Source organism: Pseudomonas sp. TSO6, from assembly GCF_056098905.1.
Map to the genome: position 1 here is coordinate 316,723 of NZ_JBLZWV010000033.1, position 17,108 is coordinate 333,830.

Genomic DNA, 17,108 nt, shown 5'->3' on the forward strand with positions numbered 1-17,108 from the left:
CTTGGCGCAGCCGTTTCAGAGCATGTGCCCCGCCCAGATGCCTTGGGCCACCAGCTCGCTGGCAATGTCCACAAAGGTCTGGCCGACGTAGCGCGTTGCAGGGCTTACCTGCCGATCGGCGGGCAGCACGAGCACCAGCTTGCGCATTGGCGTCGGGTCAACCAGCGGCGCGGCGCATAGCGTGCCGTCATTCAGGCGGGAGTAGATGGAGGCCAGTGGCAATGCCGTATAGCCAAATCCATTGCGCACCAGGTCGATCATCGCGCCAAAGGAGTCCGCCTCGACACTGGTGGTGATCTTGAAGCCTCGCTCAAGGGCGCACTGGTCCATGATCTTGCGCAGCCCATGGCGGGGGCTGGGCAGCACCATCTGTTCATTGGCCAACTCTGCGAACGACACGGCCGTGTCCAGGTTCAACCTGGCCTCGGGAGGGCCAACCAGGACCAGGTTCTCCATCATTACCGGTTCGATTCGCAACGTATGCAGTGGCTGCGGATCGTATGAGATGGCCAGCTCCAGCTCGCCCCGCTGCAACCAGTCCAGCAAATAGCCGCTGAACGCCGATGAAAAGCGGATCGAGAGGTCCGGGTGAGTGTCGCGGATGCGTTGTACCAACGGCACAGTGACAATCTCGGCGATGGTCGGCGTGGTACCGATGGCGACCATGCCGCGAAACGCGGCACGACCGCCGGCTACCGAGGTACGGATGGACTCGAGCTCGTTCATGATTCGGGTGGCCCGTTCAAGAACCTCGAGGCCAGCAGCGGTGATTTCCATACCGCGGCCATGCCGCTCGAACAGGTAGACGCCCAGTTCCTTTTCCAACTGCCGAATCTGCCGGCTCAATGCAGGTTGCGCCACATGGAGCCGGTCCGAAGCCTTGCTCAGGCTGCCAAGCTCGGCCACATGGATCAGGGTTTTCAGTTGCACTACGTCCATCGGTCAACCACTGGCAAAGAAAGGGGCGCCTCTGAACGGCGTTTTTCACAGTCTAAAGACAGGTTCAGGGACCAGCTATAGAATTTGAGCATAGCAGCTAGCACCAAAGGCATACGCCACGACGCGAATTGGCTATCGATGCCTCACACTGTTGAAGAGCCTGCAGCCCCCTGGGTTGTGCCACGAGCGGTTGCCGGCTGTGTATCCGGGTCCTGCAGCTCCCCTTCCCACTTGGCGACCACCGCCGTGGCGATCGAGTTGCCTACGGCGTTGGTGGCCGAGCGCCCCATATCGAGGAATGTATCGATGCCCAGAATCAGCAGCAGCCCCGCTTCGGGAATATCGAACTGCACCAGCGTCGCCGCAATGACCACCAGTGATGCACGCGGCACCCCGGCAAGCCCCTTGGATGTAAGCATCAACGTCAACAGCATCAGGATCTGCGTACCAAGGGTCATCTCGATACCGTACGCTTGGGCGATGAACAGCACAGCGAAGGTGCAGTACGTCATCGAGCCATCGAGGTTGAAGGAGTAGCCCATGGGCATGACAAAACTGGAAATTTTGCGGCTTACTCCGAATCGGTCCAGCGCCGAGAGCAGTTTTGGATAGGCCGACTCGGAACTCGCCGTAGCGAACGCCAGCAGGAAGGCCTCCTTGATCAGCGCCAGAAGTGCGAAAACCCGCCGCCCCAGGAACAGCGCCCCAGCCATTATCAGCAACAGCCAAAGCAGGATCAGCCCCAGGTAGAAGTCGCGCATGAACACCGCGAACGTTGCGAGGATCGACAGGCCGTTAACCGCGACTGTGGCGGCCATCGCAGCCATGACAGCCAGCGGTGCCAGCTTCATGACGTAGCTCGTGATGAGAAGCATGGCCTGGGCCAATTCGTCGGCAAGGCGCACGAGGCCCTTGGCTTTTTCGCCCAGGGCCGCCAGGGCTACACCAAAGAATAGTGAGAACACCACAATCTGCAGGATCTCGTTGTTCGCCAGGGCCTCGACGAACGACCTGGGCACCAGATGCGTGACAAACGCCTTGAGGGTGAAGGCAGATGTCTGGAGGGACGTGGTTGCGCTCACGTCCGGCAAAGGCAGTGCCAGATGATGCCCTGGCTGCAGGATGTTGGCCATCATCAGGCCCACCGCCAATGAGAGCAGCGAAGCCGTCAGGAACCACATCATCGCCTTGCCAAAGACTCTGCCCACCGCACCGGCGTCGCCCATGTGAGCAATCCCTACCACCAAGGTGGAAAACACCAGCGGCCCGATCAGCATCTTGATCAGCCTCAGGAATACGTCCGATATCACCGAAATGTACCCGGCAGTCTCGGTAGCAGCTGCCTTGTCAGGGCTGGTGAGGAAAATGACATAGCCGATCACCACGCCAAGGAACATTGCGAGCAGTATCCAGCCCGCCAGCGGTAGTCTGAATTTCATTGAGCACCTTTATTCAACCAATAGGGACCGTCACCGCCAGAGCGGTGCACTACGGAACGAAGTAGGACAGTGCAAGATGCCGAAAACAGGATGGTGAGGATGGTGTATCGGCCAATGGCGACTCTGCAGTGGTGAGCCACCCGGCGAGCGTGCGCAGGTAACGAAGCAACATGGACAACCCTCGATCTTATTGTTGTTTTGATTCGACAGCGACGCAGCCGCGACCGAGCAGGCAACCTAACGTTTTCACCTGCTGCCCAGAAGCGCTGAGCGCGTCTATCAGCTATGCCCGCTTTATATAGCCACTGCGGGCGTGCCCCGGCCATGCTTCACACGACGCGGCAGTCAGTCGCACTCAACGTCGATGACCTGTGGCATGGGCGTACCTATGCCGCTACGGCATATCTCAAAGAAAAAAACGGTAGTCGTCCTGCGCTGCATCTCGCCGCATGATGAGGAAAAACAAAAGCAGCACTGCCGGGAGATACCCATGTCATCGCAAGAAGCTGAACAGAACTGGCAAGAGGACGTGTTCCGTGTTCTCAAGGCCCACGACGTCAAGCACGTCGTATTCGTACCGGACGCTGGCCACTCGGCGTCCATTCGCATGTCCTATGCAGACCCCGACATCAAGGCCGTTGTGCTCACCACGGAAGAAGAAGGCATTGGCTACCTGGCCGGCGCCTGGCTGGGTGGTGAACGTGGCGCCCTGCTGATGCAGTCGAGCGGTGTCGGCAACTGCATCAACACCCTCGCCTTGCAGAACTGCGCTGGTTTCCCCCTGCTGATGGTAGTGACCATGCGGGGGGACTGGGCTGAATTCAACGCCTGGCAAAACCCGATGGGTCAGGCCACTGAAGCCTCCCTGAACCTGATGAAAGTGATGACCTGGCGCGCTGACAAACCTGAGGATGTGGCCCCCCTGCTCCATGGCGCCGCCACCATGGCCTTCAACGGCGATGCCGCCACCGCCCTGCTGCTTGGTCAGCGCCTGATCGGAGAAAAGAAATGGGTCAAGTAAGCGCCAACCACGTGCTTTGCCGCCGAGAGGTCGTCCGTACCTTGCTCGCCGATCGCAATGATGTGCTCGTCGTCACCGGCCTGGGCTCTGCCTCCTATGATGTGATGGCCGCGGGTGACCACGACAACAACTACTACCTTTGGGCGGCCATGGGCAGTGCCATTACCGTGGGCTTGGGCCTCGCCAATGCGCAGCCGGACAAAAGCGTGGTGGTTGTCACCGGGGACGGTGAGCTGCTGATGGGGTTCGGCGCACTGGCCACTGTTGCGCTGCAGCAGCCGAAAAACCTGACCATCGTGGTGCTGGACAACGGCCACTTTGGTGAAACCGGCATGCAAGTCAGCCACGCCGGCTTCGGCATCCAGTTGGACCGGGTCGCTGAAACCTGTGGCTTTGCCTGGACCCAGGAAATCCGTGAAATGGACGGGGTCCATGCCCTGCGTGAGCGTTTCGCCAATCGGGACGGGGTCAAGCTGGCCACGGTGAAGATCAAAGCCGAAAACCCGCCACGTGTACTGCCGCCGCGTGATGGCCAATACATCAAGAACCGTTTCCGCGCCGCCCTTGGCTTCCAGCCTATTTGACCGTGTTACAGGGTCGGGCCGGCGGCCGGACCACGATGACGCTGCCGGCCTGCCCCACCCTGGAGAATGATGATGATCGACAACAATCAAGAAGAACTCAACGCCATTCGTGAGGGCGTACGCGCCCTGTGTGGCGATTTCCCGGCCGAATACTGGCGTAAGATCGACGAAGAAAAAGGCTTCCCTGAAGCCTTCGTCAAAGCCATGACTGAGGCCGGCTGGCTGTCGGCGATGATACCCGAGGAGTTTGGCGGCTCCGGCCTGGGTCTGGCCGAGGCGTCGGTTATCCTTGAAGAAGTCAACGCCTGCGGCGGCAACTCCGGCACCATCCATGGCCAGATGTACAACATGTTCACCTTGCTGCGTAACGGCAGCGAAGAACAAAAGCGCTACTACCTGCCCAAATTGGCCAGTGGCGAGCTGCGCCTGCAGTCGATGGGCGTAACAGAGCCGACCACCGGCACCGATACCACCAAGATCAAGACCACGGCGGTTCGCAAAGGCGACAAGTACGTGATTAATGGCCAGAAAGTGTGGATCTCTCGCGTCCAGCATTCTGACTTGATGATCCTCCTGGCGCGTACCACCCCGCTCGCCGAGGTCACCAAGAAGGTCGATGGCATGTCGATTTTCCTGGTCGACCTGCGTGAAGCCATCGGTAACGGCCTGACCGTACAGCCGATTGCCAACCTGGTGAACCACGAAACCAACGAGCTGTTCTTCGACAACCTGGAAATCCCTGCCAGCAGCCTGATTGGCGAAGAAGGCAAGGGTTTTCGCTACATCCTCGACGGGCTCAATGCCGAGCGTACCTTGATCGCCGCCGAATGCATCGGCGATGGCCGCTGGTTTATCGAGAAATCCAGCCAGTACGCCCGTGATCGCGTGGTATTCGGCCGCCCGATCGGCCAGAACCAGGGCGTGCAGTTCCCCATCGCTGAAGCCTACATCGAGATCGAAGCCGCCGACCTGATGCGCTGGCGTGCTTGCGCCGAGTACGACAGCGGTCGCAACGCTGGCGCCGCCGCGAACATGGCCAAGTACCTGGCGGCCAAAGCCAGTTGGGAGGCCGCCAACGCATGCTTGCAGACCCACGGCGGGTTCGGCTTTGCCAATGAATATGACGTCGAGCGCAAGTTCCGCGAAACCCGCCTTTATCAGGTCGCGCCCATTTCAACCAACCTGATCTTGTCCTACGTGGCCGAACATCTGCTGGAACTGCCGCGTTCGTTCTGACCCGGGTCCCCCTCGCCAACCGTGAGGGGCCTGCCATAACAAGAGAGACATCAATCATGAGTCAGCCCATTCGCCCACTTGACGGCATTACCGTCATCAGCCTCGAACATGCGATCGCAGCGCCCTTCTGTACCCGTCAGCTGGCTGACCTGGGCGCCCGGGTGATCAAGGTCGAACGCCCGGGCAGTGGCGACTTCGCCCGTGGTTACGATCAGCGGGTCAACGGCCTGGCCTCGCATTTCGTCTGGACCAACCGCTCGAAAGAAAGCCTGGCCCTTGACCTCAAGCAGGATATCGCCGGGGACATCCTTGACCAGCTACTGGAGCAAGCCGATGTGCTGGTGCAGAACCTGGCGCCAGGCGCGGCCGCCCGCCTTGGGTTGAGCTTCGAGCAATTGCACGAGCGCTTCCCGCGGCTCATCGTCTGCGACATCTCCGGCTATGGCGCTGGGGGCCCCTACGAGCAGAAAAAAGCCTATGACCTGCTGATCCAGAGCGAAGGCGGTTTTCTTTCGGTCACCGGTGGGCCCGGCGAAGACGGGATGGCCAAGGCGGGCAACTCGATAGCTGATATCGCTGCCGGTATGTATGCCTATACGGGCGTCCTCTCGGCCGTACTGTTGCGGGAAAAAACCGGCATCGGCAGCCACGTTGAAGTTTCGATGTTGGAGAGCCTGGTGGAGTGGATGAATTACCCGCTCTATTACGCCTACGAGGGTGCCCCGCCACCGCCTCGCGCTGGTGCAGCGCACGCCACGATCTATCCATACGGCCCATTCCCTATTGGCGATGGCAGCACCGTGATGCTCGGCCTGCAGAACGAACGGGAGTGGCAGCTGTTCTGCGAGCGTGTGCTGATCCGGCCAGAGCTTGCGGATGATGATCGGTTTTCTGCCAACTTCAAACGCGTGGCCAACCGTGACGCCCTGCGAGCGTTGATCATCGAGGCTTTCGCCCCATTGAGCTTCGATACCGTTATTCAGCGGCTGGACCAGGCCAGCATTGCCAACGCCAAGGTTAACGATATGCAGGGTGTCTGGGAGCACCCACAACTAAAAGCCCGAGACCGCTGGCGGCGCATCGACACGGCCGCAGGCAGCGTTCCCAGCCTGCTCCCGCCCGCCACCAGCAATGCCTTTGCACCCCGCATGGGCCCGGTGCCCGCGCTTGGCGAGCACAGCGAAAGTATCCTTGCCGAACTTGGCCTGACGCATGAACGAATTCAACAGCTGCGCGCTTCAGGGGTCATCTGACCCCTCTTATTACCGCCTGTTGTGAGAGCTCAAGAACAGAGTATTACTGCTTATGAAAGTGCTGGTCGCTATCAAACGTGTGGTCGATTACAACGTCAAAGTCCGCGTCAAGGCGGACAACGCCGGCGTCGACCTTGCAAACGTCAAGATGTCCATGAACCCCTTCTGCGAAATCGCCGTGGAAGAAGCCGTACGCCTGAAGGAAAAAGGCGTGGCAAGCGAGATCGTGGTCGTCTCCGTGGGCCCGCCCGCCGCCCAGGAGCAACTGCGTACCGCCCTGGCACTGGGTGCCGACCGTGCCCTCCTGGTAGAAGCCGCTGACGAGCTGAACTCCCTGGCTGTGGCCAAGGCGCTGAAAGCCGTTGTCGACAAGGAGCAGCCGCAGCTGGTCATCCTTGGCAAGCAGGCCATCGACAGCGACAACAACCAGACCGGCCAGATGCTGGCCGCGCTGACCGGCTACGCCCAGGGCACCTTCGCCTCCAAGGTCATCGTTGCTGGCGACAAGCTGAACGTCACTCGTGAAATCGATGGCGGCTTGCAGACCGTGTCGCTGAACCTGCCAGCCATCGTCACCACCGACCTGCGCCTGAACGAGCCACGCTATGCGTCGCTGCCGAACATCATGAAGGCCAAGAAGAAGCCGCTGGAGACCGTCAAGCCTGACGACCTCGGCGTTTCCCTCGCCTCCACCAACACGACCCTGAAAGTCGAAGCGCCAGCTGCGCGCAGCGCGGGTATCAAGGTCAAGTCGGTGGCCGAACTGGTCGAGAAGCTGAAGAACGAAGCGAAGGTAATCTGATGTCTATCCTGGTAGTAGCTGAACACGACAATCACACACTCGCCGCGCCGACCTTGAATACTCTGGCTGCAGCCCGCCAGATCGGAGGGGAAGTCGTGGTCCTGGTCGCGGGGCTGGACGTTTCCGGTGTCGCTTTCGCGGCTGCGCAGATCGCTGGAGTGAGTAAGGTGCTAATGGCAGACGACGCTGCCTACGCGCGCCAGCTCCCGGAAAATGTTGCGCCGTTGGTGGCCAACCTGGGTCGCGACTTCAGCCATGTACTCGCCCCTGCCACCAGCAACGGCAAAAACATCCTGCCACGGGTGGCAGCGTTGCTGGATGTCGATCAGATCTCCGAAATCATTTCGGTCGAGTCTGCCGATACCTTCAAGCGCCCGATCTATGCGGGCAACGCCATCGCCACCGTGCAGTCGAACGCCGCAGTCAAAGTCATCACCGTTCGATCCACCGGCTTTGAGGCCCTGCCGGCAGAAGGCGGTAGTGCGCCGATCGTGGCATTGGCTGGCGCCCGTGATACAGGCATATCGGCGTTCGTCGGCGAAGAACTGGCCACGTCCGATCGCCCCGAGCTGACTGCGGCAGACATTGTTGTTTCCGGTGGCCGCGGCATGGGCAACGGTGACAACTTCAGCCACCTGTACCGCCTGGCCGACAAGCTCGGCGCGGCAGTTGGGGCATCACGCGCGGCAGTAGACGCAGGCTTTGTTCCCAACGACATGCAGGTCGGCCAGACCGGCAAGATCGTGGCCCCGCAGCTGTACATCGCGGTCGGTATCTCCGGCGCGATCCAGCATTTGGCCGGCATGAAGGAATCCAAGGTGATTGTCGCGATCAACAAGGATGAAGAAGCGCCGATCTTCCAGGTGGCCGATTACGGACTGGTCGGCGACTTGTTCGATATCGTGCCAGCACTCACCTCCACGCTGTAACAGGACAAAAACAATGACCCCATCAGCACCTGAAACCTGGATCGGTCGCAGTGAGACCGTGCACGATTGCATCAGCCATAACCTGGTAAAACGTATTGCCGCAACCCTGAGTGAGCCAGCGCCAGCTCCGGGTGCCCCCCTGCCCGAACTCTGGCACTGGGCATTCTTCCAGGACGCCGTCGAGCACTCCGGGCTCGGCGGGGACGGCCATCCCGCGCGAGGCGGCTTCTTGCCCCCGGCGGATAACCGCAACCGCATGTGGGCAGGTGGTCGCCTGGAGTTCCTGCACCCGCTGCGCGTGGATGCCCAGGTATCTCGCCGCTCGACCATCCTCAACGTTCAGGAAAAGCATGGGCGTACGGGGTCCTTGCTGTTTGTCACGGTACAACATGAGTACGTGCAAGACGGCCAGCGGGCGCTCATCGAGGAACAGGACATCGTTTATCGTGAGCCATCGCCACCCAAACTGGGCGGAACCGAGCCGATGCCGCAGGGAGACTGGCATCTTCACGTTCAGCCAAGCCCGACGCTGCTGTTCCGCTATTCGGCGGTGACGTTCAACGGCCACCGCATTCACTATGATTGGCCTTATGTGACCGAAACCGAAGGTTACCCTGGCCTGGTGGTGCACGGCCCCCTGATCGCAACGCTGAACGTGCAAGCATTCGTACGGGCGAACCCGCAATTGACAGTGCGTCGATTCAGCTTCCGTGGTGTTCGTCCCTTGATCTGCCCTGACGCGTTCGAGGTCGGTGGCCGATTGATCGGTGAGGGTAAAGCCCAGGTCTGGGCTGGCAATCAGGCAGGTCAGGCCCAGGTCGGCGAGATCGAATTCGTCCAGGAGGCACGCCAATGACACAACAACCCGTAGTCCGTAGCGCGCTTTTCGTTCCCGCGACTCGCCCAGAACGCATTCCGAAAGCATTGGCCAGTGGTGCGGACCGGGTCATTGTCGACCTTGAGGATGCTGTGGAAGAGACGCTGAAGGAGCAGGCGCGCAACAATCTCGACCAGTTCCTCGACGATCATCCGCAGGCCAAGGTGCTGGTACGGGTGAATGCGCCTGGTCATTGGGCCCACGAGGCTGACCTGTCGCTTTGCCGGCGTCATGCCGGGGTCATCGGCATTCTGCTGCCGAAGGCTGAAAGCGTCGACCAGATTGATCGCGCCCATGCCACTGGCAAAGCGGTGTGGCCAATCATCGAAAGCGCCAAGGGCCTGGCTGCCCTACCATCCCTGGCGGCAGCGGCTGGCGTAGACAGGTTGTCATTCGGCAGCCTGGACCTGGGCCTGGACCTTGGCCTCAGCTCGGGTAGCGCAGCAGCCGAGCACGTGCTGGGGCATGCCCGTTACGCAGTGCTGCTACATAGCCGTGTCGCGGGACTGGCAGCGCCCTTGGACGGTGTGTTCCCCGCCATCCAGGATATCGACGGCTTGCAGCGTCAAGTCCGGTTTGCACGGGACATGGGCTTTGGCGGCGCCTTGTGCATCCACCCAAGCCAGGTCAAGGTGATCCACGATGCCCTGAAGCCCTCGCATCACGAGCTGGATTGGGCTCGACGGGTGGTCGAGCAGGCCGAAGCTGGCGCCGGCGTATTCACCCTTGATGGCCAGATGGTCGACGCTCCGGTGATCCTGCGTGCCCGGGCAATCTTGCTACAGGCGGGTTGAAGGGTTCAGTTCATGCTCCCGTTTCAGCACGCGACCACTGTTCTGACGCGCAGGGGTAATCTGTATCGGGGGCACCCGTCGAAGAGGTGCCGTATGTGGTTGATGAATGGCGCAGCCCTGCCACCGCGCAAGTGCTGCAAACGCTTGATCTGCCGGCTGCTGCGTGCCCTATCCAGGTTGCCGGCGTATGGTTGACGCCGCCCGTACATGCCCTCCACCTGTCATGCAGGCCGCGTCAGAGCTGATGGTTGAAATAGGCTATACCGCCATGACCATGCGAAAACTGGCGCAACGTGTCGGAATACTCCCAGGCAGCCTTTACCATCACGTCGACTGCAAACAGGATCTCCTGCTCAATGTGGTCCTGGACATCGTCGAAAAACGTCTTCAGGCGTGGCATGAGAGCGTATGCCCACGCGACCTGAAGGGTTATGTGTGTTTCTCACTCGATCGGCAAGTCACCGTCCCACAGGAAGATTTGATCCTGCGACACGAGGTCAGGCACCTTGAAGCCAGCCACCGGCGCTGGCTGGACCGGGCGAGTGCACGGCTGGCCCAGCCAGTGGAATGCATCATTCAGAAAGGTTGTGCGACAGGCCAGTACCGCGTGGACGCCCCCTCCAAAGCATCGGTGGCGATCATTGCGATTATCGAAAGCGCCAACAGCCTGCGGCTCAGCAAGGCGCCTTTCGATGAAACCTGGATCCAGGAGCACATCCTGCAGGCGTGCAATGCATTGCTGCGACCTCACCAACACGCGCTCTGGTGCTCGGGCCACCGCAATCATCCTTGACCTATCCTGTCTGCAAGCACCCCCGGACGGAACGGATCAGGACCTAGATCATGCCATTCAGATTCACGCTGTGGTCGAGCTTCGCGCAGTTCACCCAGGGGATCCGTAAAGAGTTCTCCAGCCCGGACCGCCTCCCCCAACGCTTGCTGGACGAAGCGGAGACGCTGCTATCCGTGTTGTTGGCTATCGGCATGGCGCATTATCTGGCTGTCGATAATGTCGGCTGGGCTGCTTTCAGTGGCTACATGGTGATGCGTTCAAGTCTGCACGACTGCGTTTACCGTGGCGGGCTCCGGATCATCGGCACTGCCGCAGGCGGCTTGGCCGCAGCAGCGCTACTGACTCAAATGCAAATAAGCGTGCATTGGCTTGGTCCCGTCATAGGGCTGGTCGGCGCAGGCACGCTGTGGTGCGCCATCCGCCATGAGCATGGTTACGCCTGGCTGTTTGCCGGACTGACATTCGCCATGGTGGCTATCTCCGGATTTGACGCGACGGGCGGCCCATCCGTGATCGATATAGCCAGAACCCGCCTGGAGGAAGTGGCATGCGGCACCCTTGCCTGCTGGTTCGTAGCCATGCTGTCCGGCCGGACTGTACGCAAGATGTTTCCCGATGGCGCGTTATCTTCCCGATCTGGCGCGCGCGTGAGCGAACCGGACCTTGACCGTTGCCTGCTAGGTCATGTGCTGCAGGCAGGCCTGGCGTTGGCGTTGATCCCTTCCTTGGGTATCTGGCTGGACGTGGGGGGGTTGAGCCAGGCAGCTATCACCGTCATGGCCGTGATGATGGTGCCACCAGGGGCGCTTTTGCCAGGTAGCCGCGCAGTCACGCTGCGCAATGTTCATCGCCTGGCAGGCTGCTGCGCGGGCGCTGCCTGTGCGGGGCTGGCTTTATGGCTGGTAGGCTCGAACTGGATCGCCATGACCCTGGCAATGTGCATCGGCGTGATGGTCGGGCGGCACATCGAGAACAGCAACCGCTCATACGCTTACGCCGGCACCCAATTTTCCCTCGTGTATCTGGTAGTGATGGTGCCTGATACTTACGTCAACGTCAGCCCTGCGCCCGGGTTCATCCGCTTGGAGGGGGTGTTGGCAGGTTTCGTCCTGATCGGCGTAATACGCCTGGCGAATCAGTTGATCCGCCAGGGCGCGTCCCGATGAACCCTAGGCTGACGAATGATTACTGGCCTGCAGCCGTTGTCGATAGGCTGGAAACACTTGAGGATTGACCATACGTGGCCCCTCCTCGCCGCGCAGCACCTGCAGTATTTGCTCCGCTGCCCATAGCCCCATGCGCAGACGGGCCTCGCGGGTTACACCTGCGGTGTGATAAAGGCCTACCACGTTATCAAGCCCAAGCAATGGATGATCGAGGGCTGGCGGCTCTTCGTCCCAGACGTCGATACCCGCCCCCCCAAGGTGGTCACAGGCCAGCGCCGCATAAAGTGCGGCCTCGTCATGCAGGCCGCCACGCGCCGTATTGATGAAAATGGCGCCCTTGCGCATCGACGCAAACGTTGTTGCGTTCATCATGTTCAGCGTCGAAGCCAGGCGGGGGCAATGTAACGACACGACATCACTCTGCTGCAAAAGCGCCCCCAGTTCGCAGCCTGTTGCGCCCCGTTGATTGATCTGGTCGCTTGTCAATAACGGATCATGGGCGATGACCCGCATGCCCAGGGCCTGGGCGATACTCGCTACCCGTGTACCTATCTCACCGATACCGACCAGACCCAGCGTTTTCCCTGAGAGTTCGAAGCCCATCAAATCTTCGCGAGAGAAACCTCGGTCCCTGCGCAACCGCCGATCCGATTCACTGATGCGCCGCGCACTGTCGAGCATCAGTCCGATGGTTGCCTCCGCTACCGATTGGGCATTGGCACCGGACTGGTTCACCACCAGAACTCCGGCACGGGTGCAGGCATCGACGTCGACGGTGTCATAACCGGCGCCATTGGTTGAGACACAGAGCAGGTTTGGCAGTTGGTTGAGTAAACGTTCCGTCACATGCCATGCAGGTGGCAGCTCATCGCGTGCGGATGGCACCTGGTAGACCTGGCAACTGCGCAGCGCTTGCATGATCAGCCCGGGCGCCTGGTCACGAGGTACGGTTTGCAACACCACATCGGCTGAGGCTTCGAGCGTCTGGGCCATCACCGGGTGGTACCAGACGTCGAAGCGTACGATCTTCTTCACTTCGCTATTCATGCTCGCCTCATCTCAATGGCTGATGTGGGATGGCGTGGATTTGCGTCCCATGAACTTGCGCACCCCAATGTTCTCCTCGACCTTGCCATCGCCATCCAGGTAACCATGTCTGGAGAGGTCTGGCATTAACAGGGAGGAAACGAGGGTGATGGCAGCGATAGCAGCGACATACAGATAGAAGTACTGCTCCATGCCCAGCGAGCGGAAGCTCAGTGCTACGTATTCAGCGGAACCCCCGAACATTGCAGCACCTACCGCATAAGGCAGCCCTACACCAAGGGCCCGAACGGTTGGCGGGTAGAAGTCTGCTTTCAGCACGCCAGTAACCGGCGTATAGAAGGCTGCAATGAGCAACCCGGCGACCACCAGCGCGAATGCACTCAGCGGGTCCTGAACAGACTTGATCGCTGACAACAGGGGTATGACCAGGAACGTGGACAGCAGACCGAAAATAATCATGTTGCGGCGTACGCCGATCTTGTCCGCAAGCATGCCGAAAACCGGCTGGGCAAACATGAAGATCACCAGCGCCGAAGCCATGATGATGCTCACTGTCGGTGCCGGAATACCGACGCTGACCACCAGGAATTTCTGCATGTAGGCCGTGAAAGTATAGAAGTACAGAGAACAACCGATGGTAATGGTGAAAGTCAGCAGTACAGCGCGCTTGTGTTGCATGAGGCCCCTGAGCGAACCCGCCTCCTTGCTCTTCATACCTTGCGCAGTGGCTGTTTCGCGCATGGTCCGGCGCAGGTACACCACCACGATCGAGGCCAGCGCGCCGATCAGGAACGGCACTCGCCAACCCCAGGCTTTCAGGTCCTGTTCGGACAGCACCAGTTGCAGCACTGCCACCGTCAACAGCGCCAGCAGTTGCCCTGCGATAATGGTCATGTACTGGAACGAGCCGTAGAACGAGCGGCGCCCAGCGCGTGAGACCTCACTGATGTAGGTCGCGCCGGTGCCATACTCTGCACCGACCGATAGCCCTTGCATCAAGCGGGCGACCACCAACAGGACCGGCGCCGCGACACCGACAGTGGCGTAAGTTGGCATGACAGCGATCATCAATGACCCACCGCACATCATGAACACGGAGATGATCATCGATATCTTGCGACCACGCGTATCGGCGATGTAACCGAATATCCAGCCACCCAGCGGGCGCATGAAGAAACCGACCGCAAAAATACCAGCGGTGGCTAATAGCTGGCTGGTCTGATCGCCCGCCGGAAAGAACAGTGAGGCGAAATAGATTGATGTGTAGGCATAGATGAAGAAGTCGTACCACTCCACCAGGTTGCCGGAACAGACACCTACAATTGCAGTTGTACGCTCTTTGCGAGTCAACGGACGAGCCGTGCTCATATCTGCATTCATGATCGCTACCCTTGTTGTTATTGTTTTGCCAACTCGGGTACAGCTTTGCACAGCGATGGTGTGACGGAAGACCTGCCGCAGATCTAACAGCTATGCCTTGCGGGCATGGCCGTTTACTTCAAACAAACCAAGCCGGGCTGATATAAGGGCAACTTTGTGCTTGCCACTAAGCACACAGCCGAACGCCTGCTCGCTCTACCACGTGTTGCAGGAAGCCCTGCCCCTTACAGGCAATAGAACTCGCTGACCTCTGCAACCACCTCCCCCTTGGCATCGTACAACCGCGCCTCGGGTGTGAGCGCCATCGACCTCCCCTCCAGCACATAGCGCTGGCCTGCCTGGAAGTTGGCGTAAGGGACCGTCAGGTAGCATTCGCGCACAGTGGTGCCGCCCATCAGGCTCAGCCCCCCGCCACCGCCCACTTCATAATCGAACCTGACGATCAGCTCATGGCTGCCCGGGCTCACTTGAAAGAAGCGCCCGTCGCTCAACCGTTGCTTATCCAGCCGCTCGGCCATCAGTAACCTGTCATTGGGAAATGGCACCGAGAAATCGACCCAGGCCATCTGCGGATTGGCGCTTGGCAGCGGCGACTGGCAACCGGTAACTGCCGTGATTGCCAATAAAAGCATCATTGTGCGCATGATCGGTGCACCTGGGGCTGGGGCTTTCAGGATACCGCCAACCAGCATTCCATACCCTGCCTAATAGGTCCGTTCTGCCATTTCACAGGTAAACACGGCCGCAGGCGCGCAAGTGGGCTGCACAATTTCGGCTGCGCCGGTATGGTCAGGGTTCTGATATCGAACTGCATCGGAGGCAGTCATGACAACCCTCTTTCGCATCAGCGTGCTGGTGTTGGTCGCAGGCATGTTGCTGGGCGATATCCTGCTTGCCAGTGTCGGCCTGGCTTGCGTGTGCGGGGTTGCCGTGTACAGCAACATCCAGCAGGACAAGCAGCCGGCTTGCCCTGCAGATTCGGAGTTTCTGGCCTGACCGGTCACTCCTTGCGCAGCCGCACTACACTGCATCGCACATTAGCCGGCACAAGAGCGGGATGAATGAAACGGATACTCATCGCCGACGAGCAGCCGCTGGCCCGCCAGGCGTTACGGGCGATGCTCGAGTCCGTGGGCCATCAGGTAACGGCAGAATGCGCCGACGGCCCGTCAGCGTTGCAGGAAACGCTGCTGCAGCGCCCGGACCTGCTAATCCTCGAGCTGGCCCTGCCGCGCCTCGGTGGCCTGGAGCTGCTGCGGCGCCTGCGTCAGGCAGGCAGCAAGAGTCGCACGCTGGTACTCACGGCGCAGGACACCGAACACTTCGCCGGGCTGAGCCTGCAAGCAGGCAGTTCGGGCTTCATCGGCAAGCAGCAATCACTCGATGAGCTGCTCAGCGCCGTCGCCAGCGTGCTGGGCGGCCACAGCTACTTCCCCAGCCAAGCCCTGGACAGCTTGACCAAGGGCGGCCCTCAGGACGAAAAGGTCCAGTTGGCTAGCCTTTCGGCGCGTGAGATGACTGTTCTACGCTATCTGGCCAGCGGCAGCAGCATCAAGCGCATCGCCTCGGAGCTGGCGCTCAGCGACCGTACCGTCAGCACCTACAAGACCCGGCTGCTCGAAAAGCTCAACGTCGGCTCACTGGCCGAACTGCTCGAACTGGCGTGGCGCAACCACTTGCTCGGCCAAGTGCCGCAGGTGCTGCCGCAACTGAGCAGCGACCCCCGGCAGCCACTGAGCGAACAGTTCCATGCCAAATTCGATGACCTGCAACTGGCAGTCAGCCTGCGCGATGCCGAGAGCCGGCTGCTGGCGGGTAACCGTGCATTCTTCAGCTTCCATGCCATAAGCGAAACGGCCCAGCTGGGCAGCCGCATCACCGATAGCATCAGCTTGAGCCCTGAACAAGCCCTGGAGCTGCACCACACCTATCGCCGGGCCTACCTGGACGGGGAACCCTACTTTCGCCACCTTGTGCTCCAAGGCCCGCCGATGCGCTCGCTGCTGCACTGGGGCGCGCCCTACCATGATCACGCCGGCGCACTGCTGGGGATGATCTGCACGGGCGTGGACATCAGCCAACATGAGCACCAGCTGCTGTTGCTCAAGGAAGCCAACCACAAGCTGATCGCGGTACAGGATCGCCACCGGCGGTTTCTGGTCGATGTGGGCAAGCGGAGCTTGGGCACGCTCGAAGCCCTGTCGCAACAGTTGGAGCAGGCGCAGGAAGGAAGCGATGAGGTACTGGCCGGCGCCCGGCACACCCTCACCCACCTTCAGCAAGACCTGCAGGCGCTGCTGGACCTGGCGCGCCTGGAAAATGGCGAACACCTGCTCTCGCCCCGATCGACGCCCCTGCAGGCCATCACCCGGCAACTTTGCCAGGCCCTGGCCGGTGAATTGGGCTTCGATGTACAGGTTTTCACTGACGGCCCGGACTTCAACGCCTGGGTCGATGTATCCCGCTACCGTCAATTGCTGCGTGAAATGTTGCGCCATGGCGGCCAATGCGGGGCGACATCGCAAGCATTGACCGCACGTGGGCAATGGCTGGCGCAAGGCAAGCTGGAATGGGCGCTGACCCTTACGTCGAACGAGGCGTCGCGCCCTCCCCCTGCTCTCGCCGACGCGGCAACGGCGCAAGCCTCATTGTGCCGACGCCTGGCGCACATGATGGGCGGCAGGTTCGACCTGCTCGATCAAGGCGAGCCACTGGCGCGGCTCAGCCTGCACCTGGATCGCGCCGGGTCTCTGTAGGGATCGCACTACACGACATTCAGGGCGCCACGACAGACCGCGCGGCCCTGCAAGCGAAGACTCTGCCTATCTCCTCCTAGCAGGGTCTTTAC

At 60.6% G+C, this 17,108-nt stretch carries 17 protein-coding genes; 12 read left to right on the forward strand and 5 right to left on the reverse strand.

The window, feature by feature from the left end; all coding sequences use genetic code 11:
• Positions 1-15 precede the first annotated feature (15 nt).
• Both ACN6NG_RS14440 and ACN6NG_RS14445 read right to left on the reverse strand, forming a co-directional pair.
• Entirely contained in the window at positions 16-939 is a 924-nt protein-coding gene (locus ACN6NG_RS14440) for a LysR family transcriptional regulator (protein WP_063424289.1), read from the reverse strand.
• Between the two features lie 143 nt (positions 940-1,082).
• Positions 1,083-2,378 carry a dicarboxylate/amino acid:cation symporter gene (locus ACN6NG_RS14445; protein WP_474314644.1) on the reverse strand — a complete coding sequence of 432 codons (1,296 nt, stop codon included), beginning with the start codon at positions 2,376-2,378 and terminating at the stop codon, positions 1,083-1,085.
• 490 nt (positions 2,379-2,868) lie between these two features.
• Here ACN6NG_RS14445 and ACN6NG_RS14450 point away from each other — a divergent pair, with 490 nt between their 5' ends.
• The 10 genes from ACN6NG_RS14450 to ACN6NG_RS14495 all read left to right on the forward strand — a co-directional run bounded on the left by ACN6NG_RS14450 (position 2,869) and on the right by ACN6NG_RS14495 (position 11,833).
• On the forward strand, positions 2,869-3,399 hold the full coding sequence (locus ACN6NG_RS14450) for a thiamine pyrophosphate-binding protein (RefSeq protein ID WP_019470870.1): 531 nt from the start codon (positions 2,869-2,871) through the stop codon (positions 3,397-3,399).
• On the forward strand, positions 3,387-3,983 hold the full coding sequence (locus ACN6NG_RS14455) for a thiamine pyrophosphate-dependent enzyme (RefSeq protein ID WP_016499729.1): 597 nt from the start codon (positions 3,387-3,389) through the stop codon (positions 3,981-3,983). Before ACN6NG_RS14450 ends, ACN6NG_RS14455 begins: the two co-directional genes overlap by 13 nt.
• Before the next feature lie 75 nt (positions 3,984-4,058).
• On the forward strand, positions 4,059-5,219 hold the full coding sequence (locus ACN6NG_RS14460) for an acyl-CoA dehydrogenase family protein (RefSeq protein ID WP_353455484.1): 1,161 nt from the start codon (positions 4,059-4,061) through the stop codon (positions 5,217-5,219).
• Positions 5,220-5,275: 56 nt separating this feature from the next.
• Positions 5,276-6,472, forward strand: a complete 1,197-nt coding sequence (locus tag ACN6NG_RS14465; RefSeq protein WP_474314647.1) for a CaiB/BaiF CoA transferase family protein — start codon at positions 5,276-5,278, stop codon at positions 6,470-6,472.
• A 52-nt stretch (positions 6,473-6,524) separates the two neighbouring features.
• Positions 6,525-7,274, forward strand: coding sequence for an electron transfer flavoprotein subunit beta/FixA family protein (locus tag ACN6NG_RS14470; RefSeq protein WP_474314650.1), 750 nt, complete (start codon positions 6,525-6,527; stop codon positions 7,272-7,274).
• A complete protein-coding gene (locus ACN6NG_RS14475) occupies positions 7,274-8,203 on the forward strand; it encodes an electron transfer flavoprotein subunit alpha/FixB family protein (protein WP_063424294.1) in 930 nt (309 codons plus the stop codon). The genes ACN6NG_RS14470 and ACN6NG_RS14475 overlap by 1 nt, the downstream gene beginning before the upstream one ends.
• Before the next feature lie 13 nt (positions 8,204-8,216).
• A complete protein-coding gene (locus tag ACN6NG_RS14480) occupies positions 8,217-9,059 on the forward strand; it encodes an HTD2 family dehydratase (RefSeq protein ID WP_063424295.1) in 843 nt (280 codons plus the stop codon).
• The gene (locus tag ACN6NG_RS14485) at positions 9,056-9,874 is read left to right on the forward strand and encodes an HpcH/HpaI aldolase/citrate lyase family protein (protein WP_063424296.1); all 819 of its coding nucleotides are present in this window, start codon (positions 9,056-9,058) and stop codon (positions 9,872-9,874) included. The genes ACN6NG_RS14480 and ACN6NG_RS14485 overlap by 4 nt, the downstream gene beginning before the upstream one ends.
• 187 nt (positions 9,875-10,061) lie before the next feature.
• Entirely contained in the window at positions 10,062-10,667 is a 606-nt protein-coding gene (locus ACN6NG_RS14490; RefSeq protein ID WP_081237945.1) for a TetR/AcrR family transcriptional regulator, read from the forward strand.
• 50 nt (positions 10,668-10,717) lie between these two features.
• Positions 10,718-11,833 carry an FUSC family protein gene (locus tag ACN6NG_RS14495; RefSeq protein WP_474314653.1) on the forward strand — a complete coding sequence of 372 codons (1,116 nt, stop codon included), beginning with the start codon at positions 10,718-10,720 and terminating at the stop codon, positions 11,831-11,833.
• Positions 11,834-11,836: 3 nt separating this feature from the next.
• Here the strand turns inward: ACN6NG_RS14495 and ACN6NG_RS14500 are convergent, their stop codons facing one another.
• From ACN6NG_RS14500 to ACN6NG_RS14510, 3 genes are all read right to left on the reverse strand, one after another.
• Entirely contained in the window at positions 11,837-12,880 is a 1,044-nt protein-coding gene (locus tag ACN6NG_RS14500) for a hydroxyacid dehydrogenase (protein ID WP_474314655.1), read from the reverse strand.
• A 12-nt stretch (positions 12,881-12,892) separates the two neighbouring features.
• Positions 12,893-14,248 (reverse strand): MFS family transporter, encoded by a 1,356-nt coding sequence (locus ACN6NG_RS14505; RefSeq protein ID WP_155737835.1) that lies wholly within the window; start codon positions 14,246-14,248, stop codon positions 12,893-12,895.
• A gap of 236 nt (positions 14,249-14,484) precedes the next feature.
• Positions 14,485-14,904 (reverse strand): PA0061/PA0062 family lipoprotein, encoded by a 420-nt coding sequence (locus tag ACN6NG_RS14510; RefSeq protein ID WP_026034397.1) that lies wholly within the window; start codon positions 14,902-14,904, stop codon positions 14,485-14,487.
• Positions 14,905-15,085: 181 nt separating this feature from the next.
• On the opposite strand from ACN6NG_RS14510, the gene ACN6NG_RS14515 reads away from it, so the two are divergent.
• Both ACN6NG_RS14515 and ACN6NG_RS14520 read left to right on the forward strand, forming a co-directional pair.
• Positions 15,086-15,256: a hypothetical protein gene (locus ACN6NG_RS14515; RefSeq protein WP_019470887.1), complete on the forward strand. Its 171-nt coding sequence runs from the start codon at positions 15,086-15,088 to the stop codon at positions 15,254-15,256.
• A 65-nt stretch (positions 15,257-15,321) separates the two neighbouring features.
• The gene (locus ACN6NG_RS14520; protein WP_474314658.1) at positions 15,322-17,016 is read left to right on the forward strand and encodes a response regulator; all 1,695 of its coding nucleotides are present in this window, start codon (positions 15,322-15,324) and stop codon (positions 17,014-17,016) included.
• Positions 17,017-17,108 lie beyond the last annotated feature (92 nt).